General features: G+C 38.9%; 15 protein-coding genes and 1 other RNA gene. 2 read left to right on the top strand and 14 right to left on the bottom strand.

Annotated features, from left to right (window positions below; all coding sequences use genetic code 11):
* Positions 1–306 precede the first annotated feature (306 nt).
* From I5677_RS11630 to I5677_RS11650, 5 genes are all read right to left on the bottom strand, one after another.
* Positions 307–1,437 carry a glycosyl hydrolase family 8 gene (locus I5677_RS11630; protein ID WP_197661796.1) on the bottom strand — a complete coding sequence of 377 codons (1,131 nt, stop codon included), beginning with the start codon at positions 1,435–1,437 and terminating at the stop codon, positions 307–309.
* Between the two features lie 178 nt (positions 1,438–1,615).
* On the bottom strand, positions 1,616–2,500 hold the full coding sequence (gene hslO / locus I5677_RS11635) for an Hsp33 family molecular chaperone HslO (protein WP_197661797.1): 885 nt from the start codon (positions 2,498–2,500) through the stop codon (positions 1,616–1,618).
* Positions 2,501–2,926: 426 nt separating this feature from the next.
* The gene (locus tag I5677_RS11640; protein ID WP_197661798.1) at positions 2,927–3,712 is read right to left on the bottom strand and encodes a class I SAM-dependent DNA methyltransferase; all 786 of its coding nucleotides are present in this window, start codon (positions 3,710–3,712) and stop codon (positions 2,927–2,929) included.
* 1,061 nt (positions 3,713–4,773) lie between these two features.
* Positions 4,774–6,243, bottom strand: a complete 1,470-nt coding sequence (gene xylB, locus I5677_RS11645; protein WP_197661799.1) for a xylulokinase — start codon at positions 6,241–6,243, stop codon at positions 4,774–4,776.
* 238 nt (positions 6,244–6,481) lie between these two features.
* Positions 6,482–7,456 (bottom strand): alpha/beta hydrolase, encoded by a 975-nt coding sequence (locus I5677_RS11650; RefSeq protein ID WP_197661800.1) that lies wholly within the window; start codon positions 7,454–7,456, stop codon positions 6,482–6,484.
* 303 nt (positions 7,457–7,759) lie between these two features.
* Here I5677_RS11650 and I5677_RS11655 point away from each other — a divergent pair, with 303 nt between their 5' ends.
* Positions 7,760–8,926, top strand: coding sequence for an ROK family transcriptional regulator (locus tag I5677_RS11655; RefSeq protein WP_197661801.1), 1,167 nt, complete (start codon positions 7,760–7,762; stop codon positions 8,924–8,926).
* Between the two features lie 133 nt (positions 8,927–9,059).
* Here the strand turns inward: I5677_RS11655 and I5677_RS11660 are convergent, their stop codons facing one another.
* From I5677_RS11660 to addB, 4 genes are all read right to left on the bottom strand, one after another.
* Positions 9,060–9,383 carry a GNAT family N-acetyltransferase gene (locus I5677_RS11660; protein ID WP_197661853.1) on the bottom strand — a complete coding sequence of 108 codons (324 nt, stop codon included), beginning with the start codon at positions 9,381–9,383 and terminating at the stop codon, positions 9,060–9,062.
* A gap of 83 nt (positions 9,384–9,466) precedes the next feature.
* Positions 9,467–9,688 (bottom strand): small, acid-soluble spore protein, alpha/beta type, encoded by a 222-nt coding sequence (locus I5677_RS11665; protein WP_197661802.1) that lies wholly within the window; start codon positions 9,686–9,688, stop codon positions 9,467–9,469.
* A gap of 70 nt (positions 9,689–9,758) precedes the next feature.
* Positions 9,759–13,802 (bottom strand): UvrD-helicase domain-containing protein, encoded by a 4,044-nt coding sequence (locus I5677_RS11670; RefSeq protein WP_197661803.1) that lies wholly within the window; start codon positions 13,800–13,802, stop codon positions 9,759–9,761.
* 285 nt (positions 13,803–14,087) lie between these two features.
* A complete protein-coding gene (gene addB, locus I5677_RS11675; RefSeq protein WP_197661804.1) occupies positions 14,088–17,486 on the bottom strand; it encodes a helicase-exonuclease AddAB subunit AddB in 3,399 nt (1,132 codons plus the stop codon).
* A 105-nt stretch (positions 17,487–17,591) separates the two neighbouring features.
* Here addB and I5677_RS11680 point away from each other — a divergent pair, with 105 nt between their 5' ends.
* On the top strand, positions 17,592–18,038 hold the full coding sequence (locus I5677_RS11680) for a hypothetical protein (RefSeq protein ID WP_197661805.1): 447 nt from the start codon (positions 17,592–17,594) through the stop codon (positions 18,036–18,038).
* 206 nt (positions 18,039–18,244) lie between these two features.
* On the opposite strand, the gene I5677_RS11685 is transcribed toward I5677_RS11680, so the two are convergent.
* The 5 genes from I5677_RS11685 to I5677_RS11705 form a co-directional block, all read right to left on the bottom strand.
* Positions 18,245–19,129: a DegV family protein gene (locus tag I5677_RS11685; RefSeq protein WP_197661806.1), complete on the bottom strand. Its 885-nt coding sequence runs from the start codon at positions 19,127–19,129 to the stop codon at positions 18,245–18,247.
* 170 nt (positions 19,130–19,299) lie between these two features.
* Positions 19,300–21,231 carry an NAD(+) synthase gene (locus I5677_RS11690; protein WP_197661807.1) on the bottom strand — a complete coding sequence of 644 codons (1,932 nt, stop codon included), beginning with the start codon at positions 21,229–21,231 and terminating at the stop codon, positions 19,300–19,302.
* A gap of 445 nt (positions 21,232–21,676) precedes the next feature.
* Positions 21,677–21,855: non-coding RNA, 6S RNA (gene ssrS, locus I5677_RS11695), on the bottom strand.
* Positions 21,856–22,138: 283 nt separating this feature from the next.
* On the bottom strand, positions 22,139–23,617 hold the full coding sequence (locus tag I5677_RS11700) for a sensor histidine kinase (RefSeq protein ID WP_197661808.1): 1,479 nt from the start codon (positions 23,615–23,617) through the stop codon (positions 22,139–22,141).
* A gap of 289 nt (positions 23,618–23,906) precedes the next feature.
* Positions 23,907–24,602, bottom strand: a complete 696-nt coding sequence (locus I5677_RS11705; RefSeq protein WP_197661809.1) for a response regulator transcription factor — start codon at positions 24,600–24,602, stop codon at positions 23,907–23,909.
* Positions 24,603–24,614 lie beyond the last annotated feature (12 nt).

A 24,614-nucleotide genomic window follows, 5' to 3' on the forward strand; every position in this document is an offset into this window, starting at 1 on the left:
TTTATAATTATTTATATTGTTATGCAGAATACTCCTTTTCTTATCATCCTTTATCCATAGGCAATTTATCGCTGCGTTTCCTATCCTTCGGATATCTATCATTGCCCTTTTTTAAGATAGTTGAAATGATTTTTCCCTCATCTTTATGAATTATCCTGCTATAATCTTACTGTTATAATCTATATTAAATTAGTTAGAACCACCAAGCTTAGACTTATAAATTCTTCCTAAGTCTACTGTTTGAAAACATTCATTCGTGGTTCTTTTTTGTAATAAGCTCTTCTTAGCAGATAAACTTTATCAGGTTTATTTCCAGATTCTATAATTACCGCTAAGTGCAAGTAAAGCAAACAGATAAAGGCAATTATCATAATATCGGCGGTCTCCCTTTCGAAGCGGCGTATTCCAGAACAGTTCCACACATTCCTTCTGATATTTCCCTTTGCTGGCCAAGGATGCCTGTGCATTGGTTGCTATGATTGCAACCGGATGAAGCGCCTTCTCCTCAATAATTGAACCGTCTATTTCATAGATTAAATCGCTTTTCCCTTTCACTGTCTCACAAAAGAAGGTCTGTATCTTATCTGCACATTCGCTCTGCCATTCATCCTTACCAAACCATTCATAATCAAGACCCAGATTCGCCGGTACCCGGTAAGCATCGCTATAGTATCTTTCTCTGTTATCCTTCCTATAAGGGCTGCCATCATAGTGGGAATATTCCGGTGCAAGGCCGGTTACAGGATGACAGGCTTTGTGTAGATATTCCCTGCTGGCTGCGGCTGCTTCCTTCCAAAACTCCCGATCCTCCGGGTCTGCCCACTCTGCAAATAATTCATAGAAATGGGGCAGATGATAAGACGGATCAGTAAAATCACAATTTGGAATAAATTTTATCAATTTATTACTCGGTTCCCACATCGGATCTCCCGGGGTTCCGTTCTCTCCCTTATGCACACATTCGTGAAGGATAGCCTTCGCTTCTTTGGAATAATTGTAAATCCCTTCTCCGTCACCCCAGCGATGAGAGGCAAAGAATAAAGCCATTGCAAAATACTCTTCTCCGTCCGGGGCAGGACCTAGTGCATTCTTAGTACCGTCCGGCTGAACCGACCATGCAAAGTAACCGCTGTTATATCCGCTCTCCATCCACATATATGTCTTAGAAAAATTCCAAAGACGGTCAAATTCTTTCTTCCAATCCCTCTGAACGCACATCATCATAGCATAGGACATTCCTTCGGTTCTGGCATCATGATTACCCGTGTCCTCAAAATACGCCATGTCATTGCCAACCTCGTGATAGAATCTTTCCTCATCAGGACCATAGAATATTGTCTGATATGCTTCCTCTACTTTTTTCTCAATAGCATCTTCATCATAACCAAACTCTTTGAATAAATTTCTGTACTCTCCGGTATAAAAAGCACCTTTCATGATAAACTCCTTTCAAACCATCATTCGGTTTCATAGCGAATTTGTCCAGCTTAAACCATAACAATAAAATATTAAAATCGCCATCTTATCTTTGTATATCTCTTATATTCTAAAGTGTCTGTCATACCGATACAATGTCGTTACTTATCCTTTTTTTGTAATATCTGTTACTATTAACCTAACTTCTTGCTGCTTTACTTAAAATATCCTTTAATTCCTCCACAGTAAAGTTGTAATGCTTACTACAGAAATGACAGTTCACTTCGATTGTCTCATTATCATCAATCATTTCCTGAATATCCTTCTGTCCAATGGATATAATTGCTTTTTCCACCCTCTTTTTACTGCAATTACATTCAAAGGAGGCAGGAAACTTACCGGTTATCTCTAAGCCCAGTTCTCCCAGTATATATTCCAGTATCATTTCCGGTGTCATTTCCTTATCTAAAAGTTTGGTTATGCTGTCAATCTCGCCTATTTTTTTCTCAAGATGATCAATCACCTCTTCGGAAGCAAAGGGCATTAATTGAATGATAAAGCCTCCTGCCCGTCTGACGGTATTATCCTTATTCATCAGTACTCCCAGGGCAACACTGGAGGGTACTTGCTCACTGGTAACAAAATAATAAGTTAGATCCTCCGCAATTTCACCGGATACCAGATGGGTCTGACCGGTATATGGTTCTCTGAGTCCAAGATCTTTAATTACCGTCAAGACCCCGGCACCAATCGCTCCGCCTACATCCAGTTTCCCCTTATCATTAGCAGGAATTATGATTTCAGGATGATGGGCATAGCCCTTCACAGTTCCCTTAGAATCAGCCGTTACCGTAAGACCTCCTATGGGGCCGCTTCCCTTAATCTGAAGAGTTACCAGATCCTTCTCCCCCTTCATCATATTTCCCATCATTAATCCCGCCGTTAGAAGGCGTCCCAGTGCCGCTGTAGCTACAGGGCTGGTTCCATGAATATGTCTGGCGTGCTCCACTAACTCCCTTGTGGTTGCAGCAAAAGCCAGTATCTGTGACTGTGCTGCATTCGCTCTTATTATATAATCTGTCATATAAAATTCCTCCATATAATACATTATTGAAAGCACAATTCCTATCTGATACAGTAACAGTCGACCGTAATTATTATCTACTGCACTTTAAACTTCCATATGAATAAAACTTTAACACTGATTATTCATGAAACAGGTATGGCTACATGAATAATCTGGGTTTAATTCGAATCCTATGGAATATTTGATATTTCCATATGGTAACCACCTTACATCATTATCTGCCAAACCATTATTATTATTCGATAACCTCTTCATAACATTCCTTGTAGTATTAGATCCACATGCTATAAGTACTATCGAAATTAACAATCGAATAGATTGCTGTGCAAAACACATGCAACAGTAATCTTAGCTCCGGATATATGCGTAGCTTTTTATGACAGATTAGACCAATAGTTCACTGAACTATATTTATGAGGGAGGTCACTCCCGGGGCAGATATAATTTATCCTTCTGTCTTTTTTCCCGGGCTATGATATAAACCCTTTCGCTATCTGGTTTGGGTTTTTTTTCTGTCAGGGTATCATATGCCGCAACCCATTCCATACCTGCTTTCTCTATCAGAGCCTTTATAACCTCCAGATCATATGCTCTCCTGTAATGGGTTTCCTCATATTTCTTATATATTCCTGCATCTTCGTCCTGCGGAAGAAACAAGGTTAAATTCACTTCATTCATCATCTCATCTTCGTAATAAGTATTCTCCCAGATAAAACTGCCCTCTTCTCGGTTCTCCGCTATCGTATGATCTCCCAATATCTCCTCATATTCATATCTAGTATCCAGATCAAAGATAAATAGTCCGTTTTCATCCAGATAGTTATTGACTAGAGTAAATACCTTAAGAAGCTCCTCCTCCTGAAGGATATAATTCATACTGTCGCAGACGCTGATAACAGCAGCGACCGTTCCATAAAGCTCAAATTCCCTCATATCCTGACAGAGATATAAGATACCATCCTCTCGATCGGCACTTATTTGCCTGGCAATGGATAACATCTCCTGGGAATTATCAATTCCTATCATATCATAACCCTTGTCCGACATTAGTCTGGTCATACTGCCGGTTCCACATCCTAGGTCAAGCACTAATCCCTTATCAATCTTATGTTTTTTTAATAAATATTCTACATAATCCGCCCAAGAATCGTATGGTACATTGTCCATAAAGATATCATAAACGGATGCAAATTCAGTGTATGGTTGCATTATGGCAGCTCCTTTCCTCCTGGTCTGTAAAAATCGTGATTTATTAATTAACTATAATCATCCAAATATAGTGAACTACCACTCAGCTATAGCTAACTGGATATCAGCTAAATCGCTTTAAAATATAATCTTTCCTAACAAACTGCTAAAGTTACTTTTCTAGTATTATAACTGATTCTTCCTTAATTTATCAATGATTCTATATTTTACTGATTATCTATTTTATCATAATAAATTTTGCTAATCAAACGAAACATGCATCGAATTGTTTTCGATGTAGTGACAAAAGGACGGTTGCTGACAGGACTACCGGTAAATGGGATACCATTTTGAAGAGCCGGTTACAGTTTACTAGCACTTCTAAGGTATCTTCACTCACTTAAAGTAATCAGACCGCACAAAAACTCCTTACGAAATACAGAGAAAACCTACGCAGTAGCTTTCCTCTGTATTTCCCTCGTCAGACAGTTTGTGCTCGTGCGAATTAGCGCACGTCTGATTTTATCGTTCGCTCAGCTACCTAAGAATTGCAGGTAAACTGAAAATGCTTTCAAAACAGTATCCCATTACCGTCCGTCCTGTTAGCAACCTGTCTATCGATAATTTTAGGATACTAATGATGCCAAATGCTCTTTCTTGCCTTTCTCTATCTTAGCTTTTGCCATCGTTAGACCAACAAGGAATGTTACTCCGATGAATGGTTTCATCTTGTAAATCAGTAACATCCTTATGCTCAAACACAAAACTGGCGAGAAAAGTATTCCTCATGGCTCCACCAGACAGTCATTTCTTCTTTTTCCCACAGTTGTTTCGCCTTGATTTCACTAGATTTTATGGCGATTTATTTTTTATCATGCTAAAGCCTTGGTATTGCTGGCTTTCCTTTCATCGAAAATGAGTCGTATCTTGTTTGTGGTGTTATTAAAAAAATCCCCTTGTTGAAACAGCTAATAATCCTGTTTCATACAAGGGGAAAATTCTTATATTAAACTTTAGTTCTTCGGCAGGTAATTACTCATCTACCGATAACACTTTTTGTAAACTTAAGCCATCCTAAATGCTTATACCATCTTATCAAACATTTCCTTTAAAGAAGGATAGAGCTGTTTGAATACATCATATTTTTTATTGTATTTATCAACAATGGCAGCATCCTGTTCGGTTGTATCAATTACTTTGATCAATTTCGTGGTTGCCTCTTCTACGCTGTTATATTTACCACAGCCTACACAGGCAAGGATAGCCGCACCAAAAGCCGGGCCTTCTTCTGAATTGATTTTATCAACCTTAACGTTTAATACGTTAGCTATAATCTTACACCATAACGGGCTCTTTGCACCACCGCCGTTAATTCTGATTCTTTCAATGTTAACACCTAAGGATTTTGTAATTTCAAAGGAATCGCGAAGTGCAAAGGCAACGCCCTCAAGTACCGCCTGCGTCATATCTGCTCTCGTAGTATCCATTGTCATACCGATAAAGGTTCCTCTGGCATTGGGATTGTTATGAGGCGTACGCTCACCCATCAGATAAGGTAAGAAGTATACATTATTCTCTCCCAGTTCAGTGATGTCTTTTTGTTCTTTCGCATATTCCTTGGTTCCGATAATTTCATCCATCCACCACTTATTGGAAGCTGCTGCAGAAAGCATAACACCCATAAAATGATATTTACCATTCGCATGACAGAAGGCATGAAGGGCGTTCTGATCATCTACTGCAAAGTTTTCTGTAGAGATAAATACAACACCGGAAGTACCAAGAGATACATTACACTTGCCCTCGCCTACGACACCGGTGCCAACGGAAGCCACCGCCTGGTCACCACCGCCTGCAATTACTTTAACATTCTCAGACAAACCAAGATCCTTAGCAGCCTGTCCGTTCATATTACCAACCACCTGGAAGGACTCAAAAACCTTCGCCATCTGCTCTTCCTTCAGGCCGCAGATATCAAGCATCTCCTTAGACCAACGTTTATTCTTCACATCGAATAACAACATACCGGAAGCATCTGATACATCGGTACAATGTACACCGGAAAGCTTATATGCAATATAATCCTTCGGAAGCATTACTTTTTTAATTTTAGCAAAGTTATCCGGCTCGTGTTTTTTCACCCATAAAATCTTAGGAGCAGTAAAGCCGGTTAATGCCATATTCGCGGTATAGCTAGAGATTTTCTCTCTGCCGATTTCAATATTTAAATAATCGCATTCTTCTTGCGTACGACCATCATTCCATAAAATAGCCGGACGGATTACATTATCATTCTCATCTAAGATAACCATTCCGTGCATCTGACCGCTGAAACTGATACCCTCGATTTGTGATTTATCACAATCCTTAGTTAATTCTTTAATACCATCTACTAAAGCGGTATACCAATCCTCCGGGTTTTGCTCAGACCAACCGGGCTTCGGAAAATATAGCGGATATTCCCTTGTTACGATACTCTTAATGTCTCCTGCCTCATCCATAAGAAGAAGCTTAACGGAGGATGTTCCTAAATCTACACCAATGTACAACATTTGTGTTATTCTCCTTTCAAATCATAAATTTTCTTGGTATCCATACACCAGATTTATTGTATTTTCCTTCGTACCAATCATTGATTTGTTGATTAAACTATATCAGTTTAAATATAGCAATTAGACCAACCTATGTCAAGAGACATATAGCTTGAATCTTTTACGTTAATTAATCTATATCGTACACAAATAATTGTAACACATAAAAGTCATTAATATTTCATATTGTTCGCATAATTTATTGTATTACTTTATTTTCAAGAAAGCTTAAGATCTTCTCGCAGTATTCTGTATCCTCAGCCATTTTCTTATAATCACCATCCTTTAAAACCATATGCTCTTTGGAATAACGGAGCCAGGTCTCAACCTGGGGGTTCATTTTTTCTAATCTCTTCAGGTTTTTTACAGGTACCAGTGAATCTCCATCACAGGCTATTAAAAGTACCGGTCTTTCTTTTGCATTCTTAATCTGCTTGGCGGGTTTCATATGTTTAACAGCCTCATTTCCAAATTCCAGTTTCAAGGCAGCTTGTATGGAAGGTTTTACCAATACCCGAATAAAACCGGGAAAACCATAGCTTTCCATATGGTCAAGTACAACTTCTTCAAAACTGGAATACGCAGATAATGCAATTGCTGCATCTATCTCTTCAATCTGTCCTAAAGAGTTAATTGTAATGGCTCCACCCATGGATACTCCAAGTAAAACGATAGGAACGTCCTGGTATCTTGGATCGTTTCTTATAAAACGAACCGCCGCCCTCACATCCTTTACTTCTTCATAACCTAAACATATCCGATCGCCTTCGCTGTTTCCATGTCCTCGGACCTCCAGTAACAGGGAAGCATAACCTTTCTCCTTCATGAAAGCGGCATGCCCGTAAAAATACGTTACAGAAGGCTGCGTCATGCCTGATATATATATGATGATAGCTTTCGGCTGTTCCCGGTATATTTCAGAGGTCCATAACCGATATCCATCCTCCGTTATCAAATATCTCCTTGTTTCCTCAATTCCAAAGTCAGAAGCTTCATAAATGTCCTGTAACGGACGACTCTCCAGCTCATATCCCAGATAATTTACATGACGGTTTACAAATATGGGTATGACAATAAAGGGAGTTATCATAAGTAAAACCATGGAAGCCAGTAAGATAATTACCGTTATCTTTACAACGACTGCTTTTCTTGATCTTCCTATCTTCTGTCGCATATCATTCTCCAAATACAGTTTCTCTCGATACAAGTAATGATATCCAAAATGTCAAATTCAAATACAATCAAATCACAATCACTCTGCAATACTTTCACCGGATAAATATATCTTTGCAACAAGTCCATAATATGCTAATATTAGGTATATTAAAAATTTGTCAAAAGCATTGAGTGTTTTATAAGCAATCTTTTACTATGCAAGATATCTTACCATAGCGACAGATGGATTATTTGCAGAAATTGTGCACAGCAACTTTTTACACTATAATCAATAAATATATTTAAATAAAGGGTGACAATAATGGTAACAGGCAGTAAAGAACTTATCAGGGACATCAATACAAATCTTGTATTGGAGACGATCATTAACCATGCTTCTATTTCCAGGGCTTCCATCGCAAAGCATCTGGGTCTGACAAAGGCCACCGTTTCGGCTATTGTACAGGATCTGATTAACAGAAAACTGGTAATTGAAATTGGAAGCGATGATACGAGTCTCGGACGTAAACCCATTCTCTTAAGTCTTCATAAGAAAGCCGGATACGTGATATGTATTGATATCGGTGTAGATACCATCTCTGCGCTTGTTTCAGATCTTACCGGAGAAGACCTAAGCTTAAAACAGATTAAGACTCCGAAAAATATAACCGGCCTTGTAAATGTATTAATACAATTAATAGAGTCTATGAAACTTCCCAAGATAACACCTTATGGTCTGGTTGGCATAACCCTGGGTATCCATGGCGTTACTATGAATAATAAAGTTTCTTTTGCCCCCTATTATAATTTGACCGGTATTCAACTAGCAGAAGGCCTGGGGCAGTATTTTAATACACCTGTCTATCTTGAAAACGAAGCGAACCTATCTGTAATAGGAGAAAAAGCTTTTCAATATGATTATGTTAACATAGCGAATATCAGTGTACACTCCGGTATCGGACTGGGAATTATCATCAATAATCAGTTATATACCGGCTATAATGGTCGCGCAGGTGAATTCGGTCATACCATCGTTGAGATTGATGGCAGGCAATGTCCTTGTGGAAACCTGGGCTGCCTTGAACAATATGTATCCGAAAGGATATTATTACAGGAATTTGCAGATAAGAAGGGATTATCAGAAATTAGCTTTGATACTTTTAAGAATATGTATGAAGAACAGGACCCTGATGCAATTCAGATTATGAACCGATTTATCAAATATATGTCTGTCGGTATTAATAATATATTAAATGCCTATAATCCTGACATAGTTATTATAAACAGCTCCTTTACCATACATTTTCCTCAGGTGACGAAGCAAATTGAGGATGCATTAAAAAGCAAGATGAATAGCTATATCAGCATCTGTCCATCGGCACTACAGGATACCTCAATCTTACTTGGTGGTATCTGCGTAGCAATTAAGGGCTTTTTAGGAATTAAACACTTGAAGCTTAATCATGTCGAGTACAGGTCACAGTCATAAAGAGTAAAAGTTGTCCAATGCCAAGGGTTTACCCTTGGCATTTCCCATAATCGATAGGCTTCATTAGCTGCGAATTCCAGATGACGTAATATAGTTTCCACAGGCAAAGATGTTATGCTATATTAACAGTTAACTATAAACCTAACCTCCTATTGTAACAAACCAAAGATTGAATTTTTTGAAACCCTTCGCTTCGATACAATTGCAGTACTCTTTCATTCGTCGCATGTACGACCAAGCCTACTTTTACCACCTTATTTGAAAATGCAGCCTTGATTGCATATATCAAAAGATCTCTTCCTAAACCAAGACCTCTATATGCTTTATTAATACTTAGCCATGATATATAACCCATCTTGATTCCTTCATCTATATATATTTCTATATGAATCGTTTCGATTGGTTTATCAATGTAAAAAAGAGACTGACTAATAATTTCAAGCCAATCTCCACATATTTGCTATAGCGTCCACTCATGACATTGAATCTCATCAATTCTACGTTGCATAATTGTTGAGAGACATACCTAAACACTGTAACTTAACTTTCAGTCTTTCCCTCTTGGGTCTGTTGTTTTTTTAGTTCTCTGTTTCTCTTCGTCATAAGGCCACCGATACGTCCGGATTCCTTAGCCGTTAGTGATTTCCAACCATTTGTCATAACTTTATCCAAATAGCCCAGTTCACTAGCTATCTCATATTTCAATTCTTCTTCAGGTTTCAGATTATTTAAGTCGATTTCTTTTTCCTTTTTCTTACCCATAAACACACCTTCTGTCTGCAAGTTTTATTAAGATAAATTTGTCACTTTTCTAGAGTTTAACCAAATTACCTTAATCTATTCGAATTTCCTTGCCAAGATAGAGGGAATAGATAATCATCTCTTTTACTTTTTTCTTGAGAATCTGCTCTAAAGCTTTACGGTAATACTGAAGCTGGACTTGATAACGTTTTACAAAAAGAGATTCCTCATCCAGTCGATCGGATTTGTAATCAAGCAGTACAAGACCATCCTCTTCTTCAAAGAATACGTCTATGATACCCTGTATTAAGATCAATTCATTACTATCCAGATCCTTTTGTATTTCATCTGCAGGGATACCCATTACAAACTGCTTTTCTTTATACAGCTTACCCTTAGCCTGTGCAATACGCATTCTTTCAGCCACATCGCTCTGGATAAACTTAAATATATAATCTTGTTTTAACTTTTTAACTTCCTCTGTTTTTAATTGTTTTCTCTTTACCATATCATTTAATTGCAAGCTCAGTTCTTCCTTACTTCTAATATCATTAAGATCCATAAGCTCAAGCACCTTATGATAAAGCGTACCTCGATCCGTTCCGGAGGTTACTGTCTCTTGGTCTTTTAAAAACTCAGGGATGGTAGCCTCCAATTCCGGTTCAACCAATTCGGAGATTACTTCCTCAGAACTATCAGCTTCCGGGGAAGTAGAAACCACTGCTCCCTCATCACTGAGGAAGGGAGTTATCCCATTTGAATTATCTTTGTTTAACTCCAGATAGAGGTTTTCACTTTGCTCCTCATCAAGAAACTGCCCCAGTTTCTTTAGTTCGGAGACCGTCATCTTCACCCGCAATGAGGCTGCATTTTTGTAAGGATATATAAAGTTAAATCTTGTTTTAATTTCTTCTCGAATATCTGTATTATATACCTGCTCGGGGTTTAAGCTATTTAATTCTTCTTCATCCTTACTAAGAAAAACCTGCTTAATCAATTCTTCCTGTAGAAATTCATCCTTATGTAGGATACGAATTATAAAATCGTCGATCTGACAACAACCGCTCTGACCCAACTGATCCGTTAATCCTGACAGCTTATTCATAATCGCAGGTAGGATCAGATCCAGATAAGATTTGGAGGACATGATTTCATAAAAACTAAAGTCCTTTTTCACCAGCTCGTCTCTTGACTTTAGATATCCTGTCATAATCAGCTTTTCTTTCGCCCGGGTCATAGCAACATAGAAAACTCTAAGCTCTTCCCCCATATTCTCAATCTGAACCTTCTTTTGAATTACTTTTTTAAGTAAGGTTGGAATTTTCGTTCTGTTTTTACTATCTATATACTCCGGCCCAACTCCATACTCCGAATGAAGAACAATTTGATTTCTTAAATCCTGGGTATTAAACTGTTTACTTAAGCCTGCAACAAATACAACGGGAAATTCAAGTCCCTTACTTTTATGAATACTCATTATCCTTACTGTGTTGTCCTGCTCCCCCGAGGTTGACGCTTCACCAAAATCAACTTCGTATTTGTGAAGCTTCTCCATGTAACGGATAAAGTGAAACAGGCCTGTATAGCTACCTTTTTCAAAACGAACCGCTTGGGATACCAGCATATCAATATTTGCCTTACGCCTATCCCCTCCGGGCATTGCTAAGACATAATAATAATATCCGGTCTTTTCTAAGACCTCTAAAATCAGCTCATGAATTGGAATATATTTTACCATCCTCCGAAAGCTGCCTAGCTGAGTTATAAACTCTTCCAGTTTCTCACAAAGTTCTACGTCACTACCCTCCCTGACATAAGCATTCACCGCTGTATACATACTGCCAATTCGATGGGATGCCCTGATCATGGCAAGCTGTGTCGTTGTTAGACCGACGATGGGCGAATATAAGACGCCTGTCAGAGGAATATCCTGTCTGGGATTATCAATTATCCGCAGCATGTTGAGTACTGTCATAATCTCAATGGTTTGAAAATAACCCGTACCCGTATCCGCATAGGCAGGTATTCCCTCCTGCATTAGGGTATTCACTAATATTTCAGACCATCCTGACATACTTCTTAGCAATATTACAATATCCTTATAGGTGGCTTTATAATGCGTAAGCGAATCCCGATCAAAAAGCTGCAGACCGTTCTCCGGATCCACCAGTTCCTTAATTCTTTTTGCAATTGCCCTAGCTTCCAATTCCTTCTTTGTATAGACGATCGCCTCCGCATCTTCCTCTTCCATGACACTATCGCTTTCATAATCGATCGAATGTTCCATTCCCGATGGATTACCTTCCTGCTCTTTACTTGCTTTTCGTTCCTCTTCCGTCACCAGTATAAGTTCTACATGATTAGAGATACGGTCGATATAATCATATTTCTCTGCATCTGATTGTTCTGTATGAGTTTCCTCTGTATCAGATTCTTCCTTATTAAATTTTTCCGTGTCAGATTTCTCCACAACAGTTTCTTCGAAAACCTTTGTACTAATATTTTCATGCACAATTAGAGACTTATTCTCTGCATTCGCTAACAATTCTTCGAAAAGTTCACCGTATTTTAAGGAAGCCGCTGTATCATAAGTAATATCACCGACTGCCTCCGTCATAATCTGTTCAAATATCACATTAACACAATCAAGAACTACCCTCCGGCTTCGAAAGTTCTTGTCTAAATCAATTCTTTGATTTGGATTCACTTCTCCTGACGGCAGTATATCCTCTGTTGAATAGCACTTATATTTATTAAGGAAAATCTCCGGCATGGCAAGACGAAATTTATAGATGCTTTGTTTTACATCCCCCACCATAAAACGGTTTGCAATGCCAAGATGCTCTCTGGAGATAGCTTTTAGTATTGTCTCCTGTACCAGATTACTATCCTGGTATTCATCAATCATAATCTCTTCAAATTGTTCGGATATCTCTAAAGCCGCAAGGGAAGGAACTTTGGTGTTCTCCTTCTCTTCAACCAGAATCTTTAAGGCAAAATGCTCCAAATCATTAAAATCAATCAGATTCTTCTCGTCCTTTTTCTTCGCAAACTCCTCCATAAAATCCTGAGTGAGTTCAAACAAAACCTGCATTACCGGGCGGACAGCCTGCAGATCCTTTAACATCTCCTCGGGTGACTGGAAGAAATATTGACCGGCCAGATCCTTGATACCCTTTTTTACCTCTTCCCTTAATGCCTTGACCTTGTCCTTCAGCCATGGATAAACTCCATCCTCTTTCTTGCCGGATAATCTGGCATAGGTGATATCCTGCATCAGCGTATAATAATCCTGAAATGAGCTTGCTTTTTTTAGCTTCTCCAGTAACTCCCGGTCAGCAACCAAAGCGGTATTATAAGCCAACGGTCCACCGGGACCATTACATACTTCAATCGCCTTAGCATTAATCTTTTGTAGATCGCCAATTAAAACTACAACATTCGCTAGCAACTCCTGAATCCAAGTCGAAGCATTCATATCCTCTAAGGAATCCACCTCAAACATCCTTAGTTTATCTTGAAGCCATTCCTTCGGCCAAGGATCACTCATAGCAAATTGATAGAGCATAAGAATAAGCTCTTCCACCGGCGCATCGGATTTTGAATGAGAATAACTTTCGATAAACTCATGAAAATCCTCTCTTCCCTCTTCGTACCAACGCTCCAATACGCTGGATATTACATCCCCTTTCATAAGGGTGATTTCCGATTCTTCTGCAATTTTAAAAGAAGGGTCAAGATCAATCCGGTGAAAATAATTACGAATAACATTGAGACAAAAGCTATGTATTGTAGTGATTTGTGCACTTTGAAGCAGGGAAAGCTGCTTTTGCAGATGTTCATTGTCCGGTTCCTCAAGAAGCTTTTTGTCAAGGGCTTTTCCAATTCGGTCTCTCATCTGGGCTGCCGCAGCATTGGTAAAGGTTACAACTAGAAGACGATCTATGTCCATAGGCGCATCTCCCTCTGATATCATCGTAATGATACGTTCCACTAATACAGCCGTCTTTCCTGAGCCGGCTGCTGCCGAAACCAATAAATTCTTGTTCCTTGTATCGATTACTTTCTGTTGTGCCTTAGTCCAAGCCATAGATCCACCAGCTTCCCTTCTATCTGTGTATAATATCTGTATCATAATAAATATTACATGTTATTTTTCATGTATGTTTCAATTTTATATCACCTTTGCAATTTATCAAAACACATGAAATCCTACCTAGTATGTATAGAATAACCAGTCCATTTACTTATTGTGTTAACCAACTTAAGTATATAATCATTCTATTATTTTTATATTCCCTTTATATGCATGTAAGATATACCATACAATGACCGGTTTTGCTCAACCTAATGCTTGCATATTACAAAAGAGCTTTTAACAAATCTGTCCTTCGCTAAACTAATTCTACAAGATATTATGTTATTGCTCATCTCCCCAGATTTCTGCTTTGATTTCCTCCACAGATTTCTTTTCAAGATTTCGGTATGCATGTCCTGGCAATCTTAAATCAAAACCGCAGGCACTTTTATACTCACAGTAATCACAGGCAGTGCGGTTACCCATGCGATAGGGATTTAACCTGGTGTCCCCCTCAAGGATCTGCTTCCCATCCTCCACCAATTTTTGATTTACATAGGAGGCTAAGGAAGATAGCTGTTCCTTCTTAACCGTAGCAGAGCGCTTATTAAGCTCCCCTTCCTTATTGGTCTCGACTTGGATAATGTCCGATTTTACGCTAGCCCGTAAGCCCCCATCGGGTCCTGCCAGCTTTTGATCCATTAAACCGATAATCTGCTTATCTTCATTGATTAGTCCGTTCATCTTAAGGCTTTTAAATATCTCATCCTCTGCCTGTTCCGATTTCGCCACGATCGGATCATCAATATGATAATAGAAGATACCGGAAGGAACAATCTCCTTGTCCTGATACTTCTTCTTCAGATATTCTATAGCTGCACTAAGGTACACAGCTAATTGCTGCTGAAGTCCGTAATATACGCTTCCGATATCAAAGGTGGTATTGCCGGATTTGTAATCAATCACCCGAACATAGACCTTATCGTCTTCCTCATATAGATCCAATCGATCAATACGTCCGGTAAGAGCCATAATCGGGTCGGGGATGTGATAAAATGCCATCTCATAAGCCATCGGTTCAAATGCTCCCTGTTTGATCTGGTTACACAGAGCCCATAAGGTACGAATGGTAATCCGTTCAATTCTTTTAATGATATATTCATTTCGTTTGTTACTTTTTAAGAAGCTGTTCTCATAATCCTCTACGGCCTTTGCCACACTCTCAATTGCCCACGCAGTACGAACTTCTTCCGGTATTGTATGCCAGGTATATTCACTCAAGCTAATCCGCTTTGAGAATGCATCAATCGCATTATGAAATATATTACCGATGTCCGGAACAGCCAACTTATATTCCCGTCTTTCCTCCAAAGACAAACCATAGGTCATAAAATGAGCAAAAGCACAACCGGCATATCGCTCCAGTCTTGTTACGCTTCCCTTTAACTCCTCACCATACAATAATCTGGCTGCCTCCTTAGAGATTCCGTTTTCTTTATTGATATAAAACGCTCCCTGCATCAGCTTATGAAGCATGCGGTTGGTTTCCTCCCCTTGGCGGTAATAAAGAAATAATTCTTTCCATAAATCAGAAACCTTATTCCCATGATCTTCTCGTAATCCATGGGCCAGGTAGGAGATACCGTCATCCCTTAAAATATACTCCAAATCTTCCTTCGTCTCATCTTCATTTATAATCTTAATCTTAGGAAACAAAGATTTTAGTTTACCGATCAAAAAGGATGGATTAACGGATTTTCCTTCTCCGTTCACCTTATGATACGTTATGTATAGCCTGTCCTTTGGTTTCGTCATATTCAGATAGATATAAAACTGTTCTGTAAAGGCCTGTTGTCTCTTGGTTGGTGCTAATTCTATCTCGTGACTACATAATAGTTCTCTTTCACTGTCGGATAAAATGCCTCCGCTTCCGATGGCCTTTGGTATCATTCCTTCATTAACACCGATAAAAAACAGTACCTTGATATCCTTCAATCTGGTTCTTTGGGTATCACCGACAACGATTTCATCCACTCCGGGAGGAATTAAACCTACCGTTGCCTCCACAAGACCGGTTTCTATAATCTCCCCAAATTCTTTGAGGGTCAGATGCTCAGAACCCAGCAGTAGAACAATCTGATCATACAGCTCAATAACAATGCGATATATCTGTTCGTATTCCTTCGCTAATAAAGGCTGATTCGTATTGTTGAATTCTTCTCTGTATACCAGAAGCTTTCGTTCTATATCAAGTCGAATTCCTAACTCATATAAAGCAGTGGTATAATCCTTACAGGTTAAATCCCTGTCTTTCAAAACCTCATAAAGGGGCTGGATTTCTTTAACTAGCTTTGCTCTGATGGCATTGATACGTTCCAGGTCAATTGGTTCTTTACTCCGGTAAGCTCTGGAAAAGTTCTCTAGGTATCGTTTACTTCCCCGAATACCTGTAGCTAGGATATAGTTTTCCAATAAATCAATCTCTTCTTCTATAAGTTCCGATAATCCGGTTCTAAGATAACGGAACACACTTTCATAGCTGTAATCCTCCGCTACAATTGCAATCGAGGAACGTAAAAGTTCTGCAAACGGATTACCGAGTATCTTCTTTTTATAATCTATAAAGCATGGCATTCCTGCCTGTAAAAACATTCGTTTTGCGATTCGTCCATAGGTCTCTATATCCCCGGTCACCACAGCGATATCCTGATAACGGTATCCTTTTTCCCTGATCAGGGTTTTAATCTCTCTGATCACATAAGAAACCTCCATCTCCGTATCTTTCGTTGCATGAATACTGATCTCATCCTGCTCATCCTCATAGCTTTCATAAGGATAACGGAATAAATTATGCTCTAAGGATGCCAGGGCAGGAGACCTTAGGAACCGATAAGGTACCTTACTATCACTTCTTGCATCTGCATAAACCGGATATTCGATAGGGATATCATTTTCCTTAGCAATATGATACAACTTGGTAATCGTCTTTTTACTAAGGCTAAATATCTGATGCTCCAAAGCTTTTCCTTCCAAAGTTTCTCTTGGATCGATGGTAACTGTCACCATCACCTTCTTCGCATATGCCATCATTTTCTCCAGAAGTTTATATTGACATGGGGTAAAGCCGGTAAAACCATCCAAGCAGATCACACTGTTTCTCAGCCACTCAGAACGGTCGATTACCTTATTTAAGACCACCAGAACTTCCTCAGCGGTAATATAGCGTTCCTTCATATAAGTCTTAAAACCCTCATAGATTGTAAGGATATCATGAAGCTTCGCTTTTAATAACGTTTTTTTCTCCGATATTTCCATCAATTTATCAAAATCCTCAGGTCCGATATTATATTGATAAAACTCAGACAGTAAGGACTTAAGCTCATTAATAAATCCCAACTTATGTACATTGGAACCAAATAAAACCAAGTCTTTCTTTTTCTCTGCTACTACTTTACGAATCACCATGCTTTTACCGGTATCCTCTAAAATCGGGTATTCCTCTCCCCCAATTTCATCAAAAATCCTGTATGCAAAGCGCAAAAAACTTAAGATATCCACATTCATGACTCCGTGGTCCGGATGCATGGCTACGATATCCTTCTGCGTCTGCAGGGTAAACTGTTCCGGTACAATAACTAGATAGTTTGTCTCTGTGTTTATTTTTGATTGTTCAATCACTTCACGGTATAACTGATAGGATTTGCCTGACCCGGCACTTCCAAGAAACAATTGTAAGGACATAAAATATCCCTCCATCATTGGAATTAATTTGCATAAATTATTCACGTGTTTAATAATATATAATAAGATTAAGACAAAGAAGCAAATCATGCTCGGAGGATAGATATGGCAAAGACAAAAATAGTCGTTATCCAATTAAAAGAAATTATATATACGGTAATCTTTGTAGCATTAGGTATTCTTTTGATCCTACTCCTAATCTCCATGTTCTGGCCGGATAAGAATGAGAGTGCGCCAACTTCCGGCAATCTATACACACCGGGGAAATGGACCTCCTCCATTGAATTAAAAGATGCTGCAATTAATTTGGAGGTTGTACTGGATAAGGACCATATTAATTCCGTACAGTTAATTAACATGGACGAAACCGTAACCACAATGTATCCCCTCGTACAGCCCGCCTTAGAAGAAATTGCCCTGCAATTATACAATGACGTTCCGATTGACCAAGTAAAGCTTTCCGAGGACAGCCGATATACCCAGACGCTACTGGTTGAAGCCATTAAAACTGTGCTTGATAAAGCCAGTGCCACAGCAACGCCGACACCTTAATACTTACATAGCACCTTTCAGGGGATGCTGTAAAGCTTACTACCTCCGTAATGAGCTTTACAGCATCCTCAATCGCTTAGGCACATATTTATATGAAAACTAAATTTGTGTACTTACCGTAATGTTCGGCCATCTCCAAATTAACAATTCATAGTCAAATCTGCACTTCTTAATTAATTCTTTTATGGTCGGAAACGTTGCATGTTTTAATCCGTAAGATACTTCTCATAGGGGGATGTTTCATTCATAAATATCATACCTATAATACCGGGACCCGTATGGGCTCCGATGGCACATCCCACATAATTATCCAGATAGGATCTACACCCATAGGTATTACTTAGCTGTTCCTTCATAATCTCCATAGTTTTCGCATCATCACCATGGGCAATTCCAATGGTCTGTTTCTCAAGGTTTTTTCCCCGTTCACCTACGATTTCTATCAGTCGTTTTAATGATTTTTGCCTTCCCCGAACCTTTTCTATTGATTCTAATGCTCCGACATCATTCACCTGTATAATCGGCTTAATATCCAGTAAACTTCCTGCAATTGCCGATGTCTTACTAAGTCTTCCACCTTTTAAAAGATACTCCAGAGTGTTCACAGTAAAAATATGCTCCATATGCTCACAGTGCCAATGAATACCGTCAATAATCTCCTGCTTGGAAGCTCCATTCTTTTGCATCATTAAAGCATAATAGGTAGCCAGACCAAAGCCTAGGGATGCACACTTCGAATCAATAATGGTTAAATCAAAATCTGGATATTCTTCTAATAACTCCGTCTTAGCTATGTTAGCTGCATTATATGTACCTGCTATTCCAGTGGAAAAGCAGATATAAATCACTTCATCCTTTGCCTTAGCATAAGGAAGGAAATTATCATAAAACATCTGTGAGTTGATATGATAGGTTTTAATATCTTTACCGCTGCGTAAAATATCATAAAATTCCTCAGGAAAGATGGTACTACCGTCAAAGTAATCCTTCTCATCAATAACAACCGGTGTTGGTATTACATGAAGATTGTATTTTTCTATCACCCATTTGGGGGTGTCGGATGCCGAATCCGTAATTATCCTAAGTGCCATATTAAACCTCCATTATCAATTTGTCTTTTGTCTCAACTTCATATCTTGTCATAATTTAATTTTTCTATATTTTTACTTGATTATTTATTTTTATCTCTTTATCTTTTTTTCTTAACCTCATTATCACATCTATTACTTTATCTAGCTATTATAATTTCTATCATTGACTATTATAGTTCCTCCAATTCCTTTAACCACATAGCTGCAGATGCATCACTAGGCATCCGCAAATCTCCTCGTGGAGACACAGAGACACTACCCACCTTCGGTCCATCCGGAAGACAAGAGCGCTTATACTGTTGAGAAAAGAATCGGCGGTAAAATACCTTTAACCATTTTAATATTACTTCATCCCCATAGGTACCTGCAAATGCAATTTTTGCTAAGCGGTATACCTTCCTCGGTTCAAAACCGAAACGTAAAATATAATAAAGAAAGAAATCATGAAGCTCATAGGGTCCCACGATATCCTCTGTTTTTTGCATAATCTCTCCGTCCTTTGGCGGAAGAAGCTCAGGGCTTACCGGGGTACTCAAGATATCCGTTAAGACTTCCTTTAATTTTTGATTATCGGAAATCTTTCCAAAGTACTCCACCAAAAAACGTACCAGGGTTTTAGGAACCGATGCGTTCACACCATACATAGACATATGATCTCCGTTATAAGTAGCCCATCCTAAGGCTAGTTCTGACATATCCCCGGTACCTACAACAAAACCATTGTATTTTCCTGCAATATCCATCAGAACCTGGGTCCGCTCTCTTGCTTGAGAGTTTTCATAGGTGAGATCATGTTGATTGAGATCGTGACCGATATCCCGAAAATGTAATTCGACCGCCTCCCCTATGGGAATTTCAAGTAACGTTGTTCCGATACATTGTGTTAAGGCAATCGAATTCCGATAAGTACGGTCGGTTGTTCCAAAGCAAGGCATCGTAACCGTTATGATTCCCTTTTTATCTAATCCCAGCATTTCAAAAGCCTTCTGGGTAACCAAGAGTGCCAGAGTAGAATCAAGTCCTCCCGATATTCCCAGTACCACATGTTTGGCTCCGACGTTTTCGATTCTGGTTTTTAAGCCTCTGGCCTGTATCTGTATAATATCCCGACACCTCTTTTCCCTGTTTGAAAGATCAGAGGGAACGAACGGTGCAGGATCAATATATCTGGTTAATTCAAGTAACGGTAATTCATAATCTTTAGCATCCTCAAGAAAGGAAAATGAAACCTGTACATGCTTCGCGGTGTCTTGACCCAGATAGGTATTCATACGCCTGCGTTCATTTCGAAGCTTAATAAGATCCAGTTCCGTAAGAATCATACCGTTTTCAAAGGGTACGGACTCCTTCAGGATAATTCCGTTTTCCGCTATCAGATTATGCCCTGCAAAGACCAGATCCGTAGTCGATTCACCTTCACCGGCATCGGAATAGATATAGCCGCAGACTAATCTGGCAGACTGGCTTTTCACCAATGCTCTGCGAAAATCATCCTTACCGGTTAATTCATCACTGGCAGAAAGATTCGCAATCAACGTAGCTCCGGCAACACAATGAGAAATGCCCGGTGATAATGGAATCCAAAGATCTTCGCAGATTTCAACTCCCAATATAAACTCCGGCATATCTTTACACTGAAATAAAAGCCTTGATCCGAAATAAACTTCCTGCCCTAAGAATTCCACTAATACCGGATCTTTCATTCCCGAGGTAAAATGTCTTGCCTCGTAAAACTCCGTATAATTAGGAATACTCATCTTAGGCACCAAGCCAAGCACCCTTCCTCCTTGAATGACTGCCGCTGTGTTATAGAGCTTTCCTTTGTAATAATACGGAAATCCCACCACGATCACCGGTTCCTTGCCTTCGCTAAACACTTTAATACGTTCCACCTGCTTTAGGGCACTTCGCAGTAACGTATCCTGTAAAAATAAATCCCCACAGGTATAACCGGTAACACAGAGTTCGGGAAATACGATCAACTTAACCCCTTGGTCCTGTGCTATCTGAATTAACTCCATGATCTTTGTAGCATTATAGTCACAATCTGCCACTTTAATTACGGGAGTTGCGGCAGCAACCCTAATAAACCCGTCCTTCATAGCCTGCCTCCTACTTATATCTTAGAAAAACAATATTTATTTCGTTCTATAATTTGCAATTCATTATATTAAGTATAACACCAATTCTACCCATCCTATATCAATTTTAGATATAAATTTATTTTGATGGTGTTTTTATCGTCTTAGATACTTATGAATCTGTTTTTTACGTATCATTTATGAATGAAATATGTACTTTCTTAATGCTCATTATAGTTATCCTGTTAAGAAAAAACAAGAAAAATCTTTGATATTGGGTAATTAAGGCAGAACAAAGAGTTTGCCTTGGCAAACTCTCGCGCCGAGCGCGATCGGTAAAACCGACAAAATTCCTTACGCGCGAGTGTGCATCCTACCTGGAAGGTTTTTATTATGTAGGAAATTCGGAGAAATTTCCTACATAATAAAAAAAGCGGCCGAAGCCGCCTTCCTCTTTAGTAAAAATATTATACCCGAAATGCCGTTTCCTGTATTTTGACTCCTAGCTAAGCTAGGTGGGTAACCGCACATAAGCTTCTGCCTTCCGCTGCAAACGGCGGCCTGACATCCACTTATAGATGTAGGAATCCCGTATTACATCATGTAGGTTCAAAATAACAGGAGTGTCGCACATCTCAGGACTATTTCTAAATTTATTATAACCTATCATATGTGAATTTTCAAGGTATTTATCCTATAATCTGTATGGTATATCCTAGAAGTCATTACTGTTCACTCTCACATAATAATTGGGCACAATGATTTCGATAAATGATTCCGAAAAGGTGTATTTGCATTCGTCAGTACTTAGGTTCTGTATTTTAGAACCTTATGTACTGCTACGTAATACAACTAAGCGAGATCGGCTCCGTGTCGGAATCCATTGTCGAAATAATATCCTCTACTTTGACTGGGGAGTGAGCAGTAACTAGAAGTCCATCTCATAAGCTGAGAAGATAAAACTAAATTCAGTACCTTCACCCGGAGCAGAACTTACCTCAATATTGCTTCCATGCTTTTGAGCAATCTGTTTTGCAATCGCAAGTCCCAAACCGGAACCGCCGGCATTTTGCCGAAGGTTTGATTTATAAAACTTTTCAAATATATTACTTATCTCTGACTCATCAATTCCGATTCCTTCATCACGAATTGATACTTTTATTTTGTCCGTCTTTGATAAATTTATGTGTACTGTTTTATTTTCATCAGAAAATTTTATCGCATTATCAAGGATTACCATAAACATCTGTCTGAGACGATCATAATCTCCCAGTATCATATAAGCAGGACTTTCTTTAGTCACCTTAATATTTATTTTTTTCTTTTCTGCAATCGTTCCGGCGCTGCGGATGATATCATCAAAAACCTGTACCAGATTTACCGGTTCCTTCTCAATGGCAAAATCCGGATTTTGCATCTTGGATAACAGTAAAAGATCTCCTACCAGACGCTCCATCGTCTTACATTCGGATAGCATCCTGTCATAATACTGTACAAGTTTATCTTCTTCTTTTACCACTCCGTCTACCAGGGTCTCAGTATAGGCCCTCATAACTGTGATCGGCGTTCTCAGCTCATGGGACACATTAGCAAAGAAATCCAGCCTCATTTGATCCAAATTCTTTCGTTGAATATCATTTTCCAATAATTTCTCAGATAAGATATCAACTGTTTTTGCCAGGTCACCTATTTCATCATTTCGTTTAATCCCTGTCTTACTGTTATAGTCCCCCGAGGCCAATTCTAGGGCTGTTACTCTCATTCTTGAGATTGGCAAGGACAACTCGGTAGCGAATACGATGACGATTACAAAGGATATCGCTAAGGCAACAACACTACTGAACACAATCAATGTCATACTGTCAGCTACTACCTTCTTCTGCCCCTCCACCATCAATTTCAGTAAGACCGCACCTACGATTTCCAGGTTCTCTCCATAAACCGGACGGGCAACCGTAATCATAGGCACACCATATATTTCATCATCACCGATTTTTGAAAGTTTACTAAGATCATTACTTTTACTAAAAGCCCTATTGATGATGTCTACATAACCCGTATCAATCATTTCCTTATAGGTATTGGTTATCATACTCTCATCCATCGGTTTTGAAGCCGTCGGATTGGGTATTGTCCAGATATCCAAGTCCGTCATTTCATATAAAATATTCGTATCCTCTAAAAAATCGTCGTATTGTCTGGTGATAATGTATTCCGTTGCTTTGGCAGAAAATCGTTCTGCCTGTTCCTCTAACTGCTCCTTATGATTTCTCATAGTAGTATCTTCATACAGCTTCATGAAAATCAAACCGATTAAAACTGCCGTCACTAATAACATCACTGCATAATTCAAATACAGTTTAAAAAACAGACGGTTATAAATACGTACTTTATTTTCTTTTGCCATAGCTACCTCTATTCTGCCTGAAACAAGCAAGATAAATTAAGCGGGGAAAATCATTTCCATATAAAATTACATGGAAGTACCATTCTGCCATTAAGGGTCCTGCTTATGTCATACCAATCATTTATTTGCATTTTACGCATTGATGCAATGATAAGGTACACACTTACTCAGCTTATTACCAGGCAGGGATAATACTTCCATGACTATGGATTTCATCAAAATTCCCTGATTAAATAGTTATAAAAATTATAAATTATTGATGCCTACCGTTAGGTAAAGCGTTACTCTACTACTTTTCTACAACCTCAAACTTATAGCCAACACCCCAGATTGTCTTAATCGTCCAGGACGGATGCTCTTCAACATCCAACTTCGCTCTGAGTCGTTTTATGTGCGAATCAACGGTTCTACTGTCTCCGAAATAATCAAATCCCCATAGACTGTCTAGTAAATTGTCCCTTGTAAATACTTTATTTGGATTACTGGCCAGTGTCCACATTGTTTCGATTTCCTTTTTTGTCAGAGATATCTTAGTACCTCCGATATGTAAAGTATATTCATCCAGATTAATATCCAAATTACCGACACTTATTACATTCTCTGAGGAAGCTTCTTTGGATGCTTTTGTCATTCGTCTCATGACTGCCCGTACTCTTGCCATTACTTCTCTGGGGCTGAAGGGTTTGACAATATAATCATCTGCACCGATATCAAGTCCCATGATCTTGTCAAAATCTTCTCCACGGGCTGTTATTAAAATAACCGGTACGTTCGATTTACTTCTGATTTTTCTGCAAACCTCATACCCATCTTCTTTCGGCATCATCACATCCAACAATACAACTTCAGGATTATACTGGGTAAACATCTTTATCGCTTCTTCCCCATCACTGGCAATCACAGGTTCAAAGCCTTCCATCCTTGAGTAGGTAGATAATATGTCCGTAATATCCTGATTGTCATCAGCAATTAATATATGCTGCATAATCAAAATCCT

The organism is Mobilitalea sibirica (assembly GCF_015999265.1).
GTDB classification, from domain to species: Bacteria; Bacillota; Clostridia; order Lachnospirales; family Lachnospiraceae; genus Mobilitalea; species Mobilitalea sibirica.

What these genes read in the sequence shown, in the direction of transcription:
- I5677_RS11630 (WP_197661796.1), bottom strand. Translation starts at nt 1,437, where the DNA reads ATGAAAGGTGCTTTTTATACCGGAGAGTACAGAAATTTATTCAAAGAG.
- hslO (WP_197661797.1), bottom strand. Translation starts at nt 2,500, where the DNA reads ATGACAGATTATATAATAAGAGCGAATGCAGCACAGTCACAGATACTG.
- I5677_RS11640 (WP_197661798.1), bottom strand. Translation starts at nt 3,712, where the DNA reads ATGCAACCATACACTGAATTTGCATCCGTTTATGATATCTTTATGGAC.
- xylB (WP_197661799.1), bottom strand. Translation starts at nt 6,243, where the DNA reads ATGTTGTACATTGGTGTAGATTTAGGAACATCCTCCGTTAAGCTTCTT.
- I5677_RS11650 (WP_197661800.1), bottom strand. Translation starts at nt 7,456, where the DNA reads ATGCGACAGAAGATAGGAAGATCAAGAAAAGCAGTCGTTGTAAAGATA.
- I5677_RS11655 (WP_197661801.1), top strand. Translation starts at nt 7,760, where the DNA reads ATGGTAACAGGCAGTAAAGAACTTATCAGGGACATCAATACAAATCTT.
- I5677_RS11665 (WP_197661802.1), bottom strand. Translation starts at nt 9,688, where the DNA reads ATGGGTAAGAAAAAGGAAAAAGAAATCGACTTAAATAATCTGAAACCT.
- I5677_RS11670 (WP_197661803.1), bottom strand. Translation starts at nt 13,802, where the DNA reads ATGATACAGATATTATACACAGATAGAAGGGAAGCTGGTGGATCTATG.
- addB (WP_197661804.1), bottom strand. Translation starts at nt 17,486, where the DNA reads ATGTCCTTACAATTGTTTCTTGGAAGTGCCGGGTCAGGCAAATCCTAT.
- I5677_RS11680 (WP_197661805.1), top strand. Translation starts at nt 17,592, where the DNA reads ATGGCAAAGACAAAAATAGTCGTTATCCAATTAAAAGAAATTATATAT.
- I5677_RS11685 (WP_197661806.1), bottom strand. Translation starts at nt 19,129, where the DNA reads ATGGCACTTAGGATAATTACGGATTCGGCATCCGACACCCCCAAATGG.
- I5677_RS11690 (WP_197661807.1), bottom strand. Translation starts at nt 21,231, where the DNA reads ATGAAGGACGGGTTTATTAGGGTTGCTGCCGCAACTCCCGTAATTAAA.
- I5677_RS11700 (WP_197661808.1), bottom strand. Translation starts at nt 23,617, where the DNA reads ATGGCAAAAGAAAATAAAGTACGTATTTATAACCGTCTGTTTTTTAAA.
- I5677_RS11705 (WP_197661809.1), bottom strand. Translation starts at nt 24,602, where the DNA reads ATGCAGCATATATTAATTGCTGATGACAATCAGGATATTACGGACATA.